12 protein-coding genes are annotated in these 10,367 nt (G+C 41.0%); 10 read left to right on the forward strand and 2 right to left on the reverse strand.

Annotated elements, in window-relative coordinates; all coding sequences use genetic code 11:
- Nucleotides 1–143: 143 nt before the first annotated feature.
- A complete protein-coding gene (suhB, locus tag KSO91_RS14035) occupies nucleotides 144–932 on the reverse strand; it encodes an inositol-1-monophosphatase (protein WP_238743662.1) in 789 nt (262 codons plus the stop codon).
- A gap of 467 nt (nucleotides 933–1,399) precedes the next feature.
- Here suhB and trmJ point away from each other — a divergent pair, with 467 nt between their 5' ends.
- The 10 genes from trmJ (at nucleotide 1,400) to pepB (ending at nucleotide 9,408) form a co-directional block, all read left to right on the forward strand.
- On the forward strand, nucleotides 1,400–2,188 hold the full coding sequence (trmJ, locus tag KSO91_RS14040) for a tRNA (cytosine(32)/uridine(32)-2'-O)-methyltransferase TrmJ (RefSeq protein WP_238743663.1): 789 nt from the start codon (nucleotides 1,400–1,402) through the stop codon (nucleotides 2,186–2,188).
- A 110-nt stretch (nucleotides 2,189–2,298) separates the two neighbouring features.
- Nucleotides 2,299–2,775 carry a Fe-S cluster assembly transcriptional regulator IscR gene (gene iscR, locus KSO91_RS14045; protein WP_238743664.1) on the forward strand — a complete coding sequence of 159 codons (477 nt, stop codon included), beginning with the start codon at nucleotides 2,299–2,301 and terminating at the stop codon, nucleotides 2,773–2,775.
- A gap of 27 nt (nucleotides 2,776–2,802) precedes the next feature.
- Nucleotides 2,803–4,017: an IscS subfamily cysteine desulfurase gene (locus KSO91_RS14050; RefSeq protein WP_238743665.1), complete on the forward strand. Its 1,215-nt coding sequence runs from the start codon at nucleotides 2,803–2,805 to the stop codon at nucleotides 4,015–4,017.
- Nucleotides 4,018–4,098: 81 nt separating this feature from the next.
- Complete coding sequence (gene iscU / locus KSO91_RS14055) at nucleotides 4,099–4,485, forward strand: Fe-S cluster assembly scaffold IscU (RefSeq protein ID WP_238743666.1); 387 nt, start codon at nucleotides 4,099–4,101, stop codon at nucleotides 4,483–4,485.
- 95 nt (nucleotides 4,486–4,580) lie between these two features.
- On the forward strand, nucleotides 4,581–4,904 hold the full coding sequence (iscA, locus tag KSO91_RS14060) for an iron-sulfur cluster assembly protein IscA (protein WP_238743667.1): 324 nt from the start codon (nucleotides 4,581–4,583) through the stop codon (nucleotides 4,902–4,904).
- A gap of 103 nt (nucleotides 4,905–5,007) precedes the next feature.
- Nucleotides 5,008–5,517: a co-chaperone HscB gene (hscB, locus tag KSO91_RS14065; protein ID WP_238743668.1), complete on the forward strand. Its 510-nt coding sequence runs from the start codon at nucleotides 5,008–5,010 to the stop codon at nucleotides 5,515–5,517.
- A 21-nt stretch (nucleotides 5,518–5,538) separates the two neighbouring features.
- Complete coding sequence (gene hscA / locus KSO91_RS14070; protein ID WP_238743669.1) at nucleotides 5,539–7,410, forward strand: Fe-S protein assembly chaperone HscA; 1,872 nt, start codon at nucleotides 5,539–5,541, stop codon at nucleotides 7,408–7,410.
- Nucleotides 7,411–7,459: 49 nt separating this feature from the next.
- Nucleotides 7,460–7,798, forward strand: coding sequence for an ISC system 2Fe-2S type ferredoxin (gene fdx / locus KSO91_RS14075; protein WP_238743670.1), 339 nt, complete (start codon nucleotides 7,460–7,462; stop codon nucleotides 7,796–7,798).
- A 43-nt stretch (nucleotides 7,799–7,841) separates the two neighbouring features.
- The gene (gene iscX, locus KSO91_RS14080) at nucleotides 7,842–8,039 is read left to right on the forward strand and encodes a Fe-S cluster assembly protein IscX (protein ID WP_238743671.1); all 198 of its coding nucleotides are present in this window, start codon (nucleotides 7,842–7,844) and stop codon (nucleotides 8,037–8,039) included.
- A 76-nt stretch (nucleotides 8,040–8,115) separates the two neighbouring features.
- The gene (gene pepB, locus KSO91_RS14085) at nucleotides 8,116–9,408 is read left to right on the forward strand and encodes an aminopeptidase PepB (RefSeq protein ID WP_238743672.1); all 1,293 of its coding nucleotides are present in this window, start codon (nucleotides 8,116–8,118) and stop codon (nucleotides 9,406–9,408) included.
- Between the two features lie 148 nt (nucleotides 9,409–9,556).
- Here pepB and KSO91_RS14090 read toward each other — a convergent pair whose 3' ends face one another.
- Nucleotides 9,557–10,159: a pentapeptide repeat-containing protein gene (locus KSO91_RS14090; protein WP_238743673.1), complete on the reverse strand. Its 603-nt coding sequence runs from the start codon at nucleotides 10,157–10,159 to the stop codon at nucleotides 9,557–9,559.
- Between the last annotated feature and the right edge of the window lie 208 nt (nucleotides 10,160–10,367).

Here is a 10,367-nt window from a genome sequence, read left to right on the forward strand (position 1 = left end):
TTGGCTTGCTCCCTCAGCGTTTGTTAAAACGAAATGATGGAATATAAGAATACAGGAGCCGTATACGAGGTCCGTACGTACGGTTCTGTGAGAGGGATGAGGCAAAAGCCTCACCCTACTCGATGTGATATTTTTACGGCTAATTAAATGACATGTTTACGAATAACTGTTAACATTTCTTTTAATAATTTTGGGTTGGCTGCGACAACGTTACCCGATTTCATGTAATCGTTTCCGCCATTAAAGTCGGTCAACATAGCACCTGACTCTTTTAGTAATAATTCACCTGCCGCGATATCCCAAGGCTTCAGACCAAACTCCCAGAATCCATCCATACGGCCAGTTGCTACGTAAGCAAGATCCAGTGCTGCAGAGCCACTACGACGCATGTCAGCTACATCCATAAAGAAATCTTTAAAAATATTTAGGTATGTGTCGGTATGATGTTTTTGCTTGAACGGGAAACCTGTCGCCAGCAGCGTACCGGGAAGTTTTGCAACACTACTAGTACGAGTACGGTAACCGTTTAGTTGGGCGCTTCGTCCCTTAACAGCCGAGAATAATTCGTTACGAATGGGATCGAAAACGACAGCAACTTCAGTGCGGCCTTTTATTTTTAAGGCAATTGATACGCAAAAATGGGGGATACCATGAATAAAATTTGTTGTGCCATCAAGTGGATCAATAATCCATTGGTAATCCATATTTGTACCTTCATCAACACCTGACTCTTCAGCAATAATGCCGTGATCTGGATATGATTTACGTAAAGTACCAATGATTGCAAGTTCAGCTTCTTTGTCGACGCTGCTGACATAATCATTTAACGATTTTTCTTCAACTTCAACTGATTCTAAATTTTCGAAGCCTTTAACTATTACTTTACCTGCATTACGGGCAGCACGAATCGCAATATTTAACATTGGATGCATTGGATCACCATTAGATTTTAAAGAACATTGAAGGGAGATTCCTTCGGCGCAAAATTATACAGTGATCACATAATTGTGCAAATATTTAAGTTATTTAATAGGCAAATACTTTGAACTTGTATTTATACCACATTACTTCGAGAAACAAAGTCAGCAAGACCTGAGGGGGGCCTCCGCTCGACAAACGAGTATTCTCTTATAGCTACAGCATGCGACAAGGAAACCACCATTCAAGGTGCGCAATTCTTACATTTATACCTGCCGATGGAGGATGTCCGCAGTTTATCGCTCGAAAAGGTCTCATCGTGCGCCTGATTCTGGTTTCTACGCTGAATGCTGAGCAAACAGATTGATGAGTCCTGGAGATATGTTGCTTGTTTAATAGTTGTATTTTTTGTATTTAAATTAATGCTAAACTTTGTGCTAATCAATTTTAGCCAAACTATCAATTATAAGAAGGAATACAAATGCTAGATAATGTGCGCATCGTACTTATTGGAACTTCTCACCCCGGAAATATTGGTAGTGCCGCAAGGGCGATGAAAACCATGGGGCTCACTAATTTAGTGCTTGTCTCTCCTGAATGCAGCGTTGACGGTAAATCAGTGGCGCTTTCAGCGGGGGCAACAGATGTACTAAAAAATCATAAAGTTTGTGCCACATTGGATGAAGCAATTGCAGATTGTGGCTTAGTGATAGGTGCGAGTGCTCGTCCTCGCACCTTAGATTGGCCTATGTTAGATCCGCGGGAAATGGGAGAAAAAGCGGTAGCTGAGGGCAATAAATATCCGATTGCTTTAGTGTTTGGCCGTGAAAATAGTGGCCTAAGTAATGAGGAATTACAAAAGTGCCATTTTCATGTATTTATTCCCGCTAACCCGGAATACAGCTCGCTTAATTTGGCGATGGCTGTACAGACGTTAAGTTATGAAATTCGTATGGCATTTTTAGCGTCAAAAGCCTACCCAAAAAAGGAACGTGAGTATCCTTTAGCCGAAGAACTTGAGGCGATGTTTAATCATCTTCAACAAACATTAATAGAAACCCGTTTTATTGTTCCAGCCCATCCGGGATTAGTGATGAATAAACTGCGCCGATTTTTTAATCGTGCACGCCCCGAAATTAAAGAGTTACGTATGTGGCGTGGTATCTTTAGCAGCATTCAGAAATCACTTATTTCTGCGAACGGTCGAGTAGAAAATGAAGCAGAAGTGGGCCTCGCCTTGGAAAATGATGCGGATATAAATAAAAGCTAAAACCTAGTAAAGTATGTGGTTTTTTAGTTGACTAATTTTGTCAGGTATTTATACTTAATTGTATAAAGTCCATGGAAATTATCCATTTCCCACTAAATAAGTGAAGCATTATGAAATTAACTTCAAAAGGTCGCTACGCGGTCACTGCAATGTTAGATGTCGCTATTAAAGAACATGCTGGACCAGTACCGTTAGCCGATATTTCTGAGCGCCAAGGGATATCGCTTTCATACTTAGAACAACTATTCTCAAAATTGCGTAAAAAAGAGTTAGTCAGCAGTGTGCGAGGGCCTGGCGGTGGTTACAAACTAGGTAAAATGCGCAGTGAAATTTCTGTGGCGATGATTATTGATGCGGTTAATGAGTCCGTCAATATCAGGAAATGCACGGGTAAAGAGGGCTGCACCGAAGATGGTACACAGTGCCTGACGCATTCACTATGGGCGCAACTCAGCGATCGTATATCTAGTTTTTTAGACGATATTACCCTTGATGAGCTAATGTCATCAGATCATGTGCAACATATTTCTGAAATCCAAAATAATAAATATAAACAAACTGCTCAACTTAATATTAAAGCACAATAAATTTACCGAATAGCAGTGGAGACAAAAATGAAATTACCGATTTATCTTGATTATTCAGCAACAACACCCGTTGACCCGCGTGTTGCCGCTAAAATGATACAATTTTTAACAGCCGAAGGTGAGTTCGGTAACCCGTCTTCTCGATCGCATCGCTTTGGTTGGCAGGCAGAGGAAGCGGTTGATATCGCCCGAGAACAGATTGCAGACTTGATCAATGCAGATCCCCGTGAAATTATTTTTACATCAGGTGCGACGGAGTCAAATAATTTAGCCATTAAAGGTGCCGCCCATTTTTATGGCAAAAAAGGTAAACATATCATTACCTCTAAAACGGAACATAAAGCGGTTTTAGATACATGTCGTCAATTAGAGCGTGAGGGTTATGAAGTCACTTATCTTGATCCGCAAACAGATGGCATAGTGACACCCGCACAATTAAAAGATGCCTTACGCGAAGATACGATTGTTGTCAGTTTAATGCATGTCAACAATGAGATCGGCGTGATCCAAGATATTGCTGCATATGGTGAATTATGCCGTGCAAATAAAACTATTTTGCATGTAGATGCGGCACAAAGCGCGGGTAAAATTGAGATTGATGTGCAAGCCATGAAAGTGGATTTAATCTCTTTTTCTGGTCATAAAATGTATGGCCCAAAAGGGATCGGTGCATTATATGTTTGCCGTAAACCACGGGTGCGCTTAGAAGCACAGATGCACGGCGGTGGCCATGAGCGAGGAATGCGCAGCGGCACATTAGCGACGCATCAAATCGCAGCACTAGGAGAAGCTTGCCGTATTGCCAAAGAGGAGATGAGTGCTGAAAACGAGCGTGTTCTTGCATTACGCAATCGTTTATTAGAAGGCGTCAGTGATATGGAGGAGGTCTACATTAATGGCTCTATGGATCACCGTGTAGCCGGTAATATTAATATCAGTTTTAATTATGTTGAAGGTGAGTCATTAGTAATGGCGCTTAAAGACTTAGCCGTTTCATCTGGCAGTGCTTGTACTTCGGCCAGTCTTGAACCTTCTTATGTATTACGTGCACTGGGACGTGATGATGAGTTAGCGCATAGTTCAATTCGTTTCAGCATAGGACGTTTTACCACTGAGGAAGAAATTGATTACGCGATAAAAATCATTCGTCAAAACATTGGCCGTCTACGTGAAATGTCACCGCTTTGGGATATGTATAAAGAAGGCATAGATATTAGCAGTATTGACTGGTCTCATCATTAAGCGCTTCATTTTTGTAGAATATTGGCGCCTAAAGTGCGCTTTATGTAATAATTCTGAACACAGAGTAAAAGGATAAATATCATGGCTTATAGCGAAAAAGTAATTGATCACTATGAAAATCCACGTAACGTAGGTTCATTTGATAAAGACGACCAAAATATAGCGACAGGAATGGTTGGTGCCCCAGCATGTGGTGATGTAATGAAATTGCAGCTTAAAATCAATGCTGATGGTGTGATTGAAGATGCAAAATTCAAAACATATGGCTGTGGTAGTGCGATTGCATCAAGTTCATTGGTGACTGAATGGGTAAAAGGCAAAACGTTGGATCAAGCCCGTGCTATTACCAATACAGAAATTTCGGCCGAACTGGCGTTGCCGCCAGTAAAAATACACTGCTCGATTCTTGCCGAAGATGCGATTAAAGCAGCCATTGATGACTACAGAAGTAAGCATCCTAATAAATAAAATAGGCTTAGCTTTCCCTGCTTATTAAATAATAAGCAGGGAAACTGCCTGTAGATATCTTTTATATAAATTTAAAATACGTATTGGAGTTGATTTTGGCAATCACAATGACAGAACCCGCGGCAAAACATGTTGCATCTTTTCTTGCTAATCGTGGTAAGGGCATAGGTTTACGTTTAGGCGTCAAAACTTCTGGTTGCTCGGGCATGGCTTATCTTCTTGAATTTGTTGATCAGCTGGATGATAACGATATCGTTTTTAGTGATAAAGGCGTGAGTGTTATTGTTGACAAAAAAAGTCTTATTTATCTTGATGGTACAGAATTAGATTTTGTTAAAGAGGGGCTCAATGAAGGCTTTAAATTTAACAATCCGAATATTGGCGGTGAGTGTGGGTGTGGAGAGAGCTTTAGTGTTTGATGACTAATCTCATTTTATTTATCTGTTTAATGACGACACCTTTTCTCTCTTAAATTTGTTAATATGAAGGTGTCTTTATTTCACTACCAGCTAGGAAACGACTTTGAACTACTTCGAATTATTCTCTCTCCCAGTTACCTTTTCAGTTGACCAAGTGCGTCTATCAGAAACTTATCGAACACTTCAAAAACAATATCACCCAGATAAATTTGCCATGTACTCAGAATCGGAACGTTTAGGTGCAATGCAAAAAAGTAGCGAAATTAATGATGCCTATCAAACATTGAAAAATAGCTGTCTACGTGCACAATACCAACTTTTATTAGTCGGTCTTGATATTGACTTGGAGCAAAAAACCTTACGCGATACAGACTTTTTAATGCAGCAGATGGAGTGGCGAGAAACGCTTGCTTCATTTACAGAAGCGGATGAAGATAAAATAACACTTTTCGCTGAAATGATAAAAAAGCAAGTTAATGAATTAGAATCACTGATCGCATCACAACTACAGGCTAATGAATTTGAAGCAACGGCAAACAGTATCCGGAAGTTGAAATTTATGCTTAAACTACAAATCGAACTGGCATTACGCGAAGAAAAATTGTTCGACTAACATTAATTAGGATCATAAAGCATGGCATTACTTCAAATTGCAGAGCCTGGTTTATCTGCTGCACCTCATCAAAAAAAATTAGCCGTTGGTATCGATTTAGGTACCACCAATTCTTTAGTTGCGACGGTTCGCAGTGGTGAAGCAGCGACTTTAGTGGATCATCATGGAGAGGATATACTACCATCAGTAATCCATTATGGGGGGGTGAATGAACAAGGTGACACACTAATTACTGTTGGCTCAGCAGCACAGCAATATCTATTAACCGACCCGCTGAACACTCTGATTTCAGTAAAGCGACTTATTGGTAAAGCACTACAGGATTTAGATAGAACACATATACCCTATCAGTTAAGCGCACATGCAAGTGGCTTGGCACAAATTGAAACGCGCTCAGGACCTGTTAATGCGGTACAAGCATCAAGTGAAATTTTAAAAGCATTGAGTTTACGCGCCAGTGAGGTCTTGCAAGGTGAATTAGACGGAGTGGTTATTACCGTGCCCGCCTACTTTGATGATGCGCAACGCCAAGGCACGAAAGATGCCGCGCGATTAGCCGGTTTACATGTTCTACGTTTACTTAATGAGCCAACAGCAGCGGCCATAGCTTATGGCCTAGACACAGGACAGGAAGGGGTGATTGCGGTTTATGATTTAGGCGGAGGCACCTTTGATATTTCTATTTTACGCTTGCATAAGGGCGTTTTTGAAGTACTTGCAACGGGGGGCGACTCTGCATTAGGCGGGGACGATTTTGATTTGTGTATTGTTAATTGGATCCGAGAGGAAGCGGACATTAACGGCGAAATTGCGCCTGAGTTACAGCAGGAGTTATTGCAGACAGCTCGTTTTGCCAAGCAACAACTCAGTGATAATGATCAAGTTACTATTCAATTAACAAAACTGAGCTGGTCCGGTGAGCTTAGTAGAACCCATTTTGAAACGCTGATTCATCAATTACTTAACAAAACACTACGCGCTTGCAAACGCGTTGTTAAAGATGCGCAAATAAGTCTTGATGAGATTGTTGAAGTTGTCATGGTCGGTGGATCGACGCGTATACCCAAGGTAAGAAATGAGGTGAGCGCCTTCTTTGAACGCGATGTACTAACCAGTATTGACCCAGATAAAGTGGTTGCCATCGGCGCAGCTATCCAAGCTGATATTTTAGTCGGTAACAAACCTGATTATGAGATGTTACTTCTAGACGTCTTGCCTCTCTCATTAGGGCTTGAAACAATGGGGGGGTTAGTTGAGAAAGTGATACCACGTAATACCACCATTCCGGTTGCGCGTGCGCAAGAATTTACGACCTTTAAAGATGGCCAAACAGCGATGCTGATCCATGTTTTACAAGGAGAACGGGAAATGGTATCTGATTGCCGTTCTTTAGCGCGGTTTGTACTAAAAGGTATTCCTCCGATGGCCGCTGGCGCTGCCCATATTAGAGTGACTTTTCAGGTCGATGCTGACGGGTTATTAAGTGTCAGTGCAATGGAGAAGTCTTCAGGTGTGCAGGCGTATATAGAAGTTAAACCTTCTTATGGTTTAAGTGATAGTCAGGTGATGGAGATGCTTTCTGATTCCATGACATTTGCAGAAAAAGATATTCAGGCACGTATGCTGGTTGAGCAGCAGGTGGAAGTTAAACGGGTTATTGAAAATCTGCAAGCGGCATTAGACAAAGATGGCGTCTTATTGTTGTCAGCTGCGCAATACCAAACCATTACTGAAAGCATAAAAGCGCTTGACGAGATAGGTCAAGGCGATAATATTAATGCTATTAAAGAAGCCCTTGAGGGAATCGATAAATTAACGGCTGATTACGCATCACTGCGTATGGATGTATCGATAAAAAAAGCGCTAACAGGTAAGTCCTTTGACAAAGTTTAGATTGGAATAATAATTAAGTGATAAATTACGCCTATAAGGGGTGAGTGAGATGCCAAAGATAATATTTTTACCCCATCAAGAATTATGCCCTGATGGCTTGGTTGTTGAAGCTGAAAAAGGCGAGACAATTTTAGATGTGGCATTGAAAAATGCGATTAATATTGAACATGCTTGTGAAAAATCCTGCGCCTGTACAACTTGTCATATTGTTGTGCGTGAAGGATTTGATTCACTTGATGAGAGCGATGAACTTGAAGATGACATGCTTGATAAAGCATGGGGTCTTGAGCCCGAATCTCGTTTAAGCTGCCAAGCGTGTGTCGACAATGAAGATTTAGTGGTAGAAATACCTAAATATACGGTTAATATGGTCTCTGAAAATCACTAAAAGACCGGTTTACGCGAAAGATCAACAACCCGAGGAGGTCAGCATGAAATTAAAATGGACAGACTCTTTAGAGATAGCGTTAGCGTTAATTGAAAAGCAGCCTAACCAAGATCCGTTGCTGCTGCATTTTACTCAATTGCGTGAATGGATTATACAGCTTGATGAGTTTGATGATGATCCTGCTCACTGCAGTGAGCGCATTTTAGAAGCAATACAACAATGTTGGATTGATGAGCACTAATTTCTGTTAATTATTATGTTAAACGCGAGCTTCGGCTTGCGTTTTCGTTTCTATCAATTATTAAAAAGGTAAGCATATGAGTCATTATTTTTTAGTCTCCATAACGCTAGAAAGAGCTGATGCAGGCTGGGGAAAGGGGGCTTTATTGAGTTTTTCGCAGGGGCAAGCCATTATCCACTTAGACCCACAAAAACTACCGTTTCGCCAAGTACAAAGCGCTGCTCGTAAACTTGATGCGATGGCTATTGAGTCGATTCAATTAGCTGGTGATGGTTGGGATAGTGAATTACGCTGGGCTTTTGCACAAGGTTTCTATAATGCCAAAAACGGCGCTGACATCAACTTTGGTGATATTGACGCTAGTGAACTACTGCTGTTAAATGCGCGTAAATCAATTATCGAATGGGTGCGCAGCACTGTCAATCTTGGGCCTGAGGCATTATCCCCAGAACTACTCTGTACTAAAGCGGTTGCTCTAATAAAAAGTGTTTTGCCGCAAGGGTTATCCGTTGAGTCTAAAATCATATCGGGCGAGGCCCTATTAGCTGCGGACCTGCAAGGTATTTATCAAGTTGGAAAAGGCAGTGCTCGTCCGTCTTGTCTGCTCGAGCTTGATTATAACCCCAGTGGCGATAGTGATGCGGTTGTTGATTATGCATTGGTCGGAAAAGGTATCACATTTGATTCGGGTGGTTACAGTTTGAAACCCAGTGATTCAATGGCGATAATGAAAAGTGATATGGGCGGTGCAGCGACTTTAACGGCGGCGTTAGCCTTGGCTATTGTGAGCGGATTAGGTAAACGCGTTAAACTGTATTTATGCTGTGCAGAGAATTTAGTCAGTGGCCATGCTCTCAAGTTAGGGGATGTGATCACCTATAAAAATGGTGTCACAGTTGAAGTATTAAATAGCGATGCCGAAGGACGATTAGTATTGGCCGATGGTTTAATTGTTGCTCAGGAAAGCAACCCTAACTGTATTATCGATGCGGCAACCTTAACTGGAGCTGCTAAAATGGCGGTTGGTCGTGATTATAACTGTTTATTAACGATGGATAATGCGTTGGCAGAACGGGCTGCATTGTGTGCGAAACAAGAAAACGAGATGCTTTGGCGTTTGCCCTTTGAAGCATTCCACCTTGAACAGATTAGCTCCTCTTTTGCAGATATTGCCAATATTCATAGCGGCGAAGGAATGGCAGGGGCATCAACAGCAACCGCATTTTTGGCTAAATTTGTCAAAGTGCCACAGGCTAACTGGATCCATTTTGATCTTTCCGGCAGTTATCAAGTGAGCGCCAATGGATTGTGGGCCGCTGGCGGTAAAGGCCATGGCGTGCGCACAATTAGTAAGTTGTTACTGGCTTAACTCAGTACTATTACTTGTAAAAAGGCAGTACTTAATCGCTGCCTTTGTTAAAATACCTGAAAAAGCGAGATCGTTAATTTTAATTAGTGATAATGGAGAACAAATTGACGTACTTTACGCTTAGATTGTGTTGGTTAAGCAGCATAGATTAATCAACTAATTCAATCCCTAAGCTATCAAGTAAACTAATCGCCTCATAACGGCTAAATTTCGCGCCTTTCATTTTGTTGTTAAATATATTGATAGTGTAATTAGTCGCTTCACTAAAGTCTGTATTACTAAGATCGGTTTCATTAAATAAACTATTGCTGAGATCGCTATAACGGAAACTAGCTTCAGAAAAATTAGCCGCTCTAAAATCGACACAATGTACTTTACATGATTCAATGACAATTTCACTTAGATTAAGCCCGAAAAAACTACAATCATTGATAATACAGTAGTCAAATTTTATCGAGGCGTACAAATCAAAGCAAGGCCAATGGGCTCTTGTCCAATCGATACCAATCATTTTGCAATTATCAAATAGCACATCTAAAAATTGACTGTATGCAACATTGATCAGACTGAGGTTGCAACTGTTAAAGTGACAATCAATAAATTTACATTTTTTAAATATAACTTCACTGAAATCACACCCTTTAAATGTACAACCATCAAATTCTATAGCGGATATCTCATCGCCTGATAAGTGTAGATCGCTAAATTCTTGTGATAAATATTCTTTTTGTATGCTTTGAAAAGGGCTCATTATGTTCTCTAGTCCTTAAATAGAAACGCCATAAGGGGAATGCTATTAATAGGAGAAAAAGGATTGCTTATAAGCAATCCTTTTTTTTGTTTGCCCAGCAAAGCTGGCAAACCCGCTCACTTGCAAGAGAGTGAGATCACCCTGATTGAGGGGAAGATAATCCGAATGGCAAGGGCGTCACTGGCTAACGGTGGGGTCTGAAGGAAGC

Origin of the sequence: Psychromonas antarctica, assembly GCF_022267535.1 — a bacterium.
In the GTDB taxonomy this organism is placed as follows: Bacteria; Pseudomonadota; Gammaproteobacteria; order Enterobacterales; family Psychromonadaceae; genus Psychromonas; species Psychromonas antarctica.

Bases quoted from the DNA above. Each gene is read 5' to 3' on its own strand.
- suhB (WP_238743662.1), bottom strand. From the start codon at position 932: ATGCATCCAATGTTAAATATTGCGATTCGTGCTGCCCGTAATGCAGGT.
- trmJ (WP_238743663.1), top strand. From the start codon at position 1,400: ATGCTAGATAATGTGCGCATCGTACTTATTGGAACTTCTCACCCCGGA.
- iscR (WP_238743664.1), top strand. From the start codon at position 2,299: ATGAAATTAACTTCAAAAGGTCGCTACGCGGTCACTGCAATGTTAGAT.
- KSO91_RS14050 (WP_238743665.1), top strand. From the start codon at position 2,803: ATGAAATTACCGATTTATCTTGATTATTCAGCAACAACACCCGTTGAC.
- iscU (WP_238743666.1), top strand. From the start codon at position 4,099: ATGGCTTATAGCGAAAAAGTAATTGATCACTATGAAAATCCACGTAAC.
- hscA (WP_238743669.1), top strand. From the start codon at position 5,539: ATGGCATTACTTCAAATTGCAGAGCCTGGTTTATCTGCTGCACCTCAT.
- fdx (WP_238743670.1), top strand. From the start codon at position 7,460: ATGCCAAAGATAATATTTTTACCCCATCAAGAATTATGCCCTGATGGC.
- iscX (WP_238743671.1), top strand. From the start codon at position 7,842: ATGAAATTAAAATGGACAGACTCTTTAGAGATAGCGTTAGCGTTAATT.
- pepB (WP_238743672.1), top strand. From the start codon at position 8,116: ATGAGTCATTATTTTTTAGTCTCCATAACGCTAGAAAGAGCTGATGCA.
- KSO91_RS14090 (WP_238743673.1), bottom strand. From the start codon at position 10,159: ATGAGCCCTTTTCAAAGCATACAAAAAGAATATTTATCACAAGAATTT.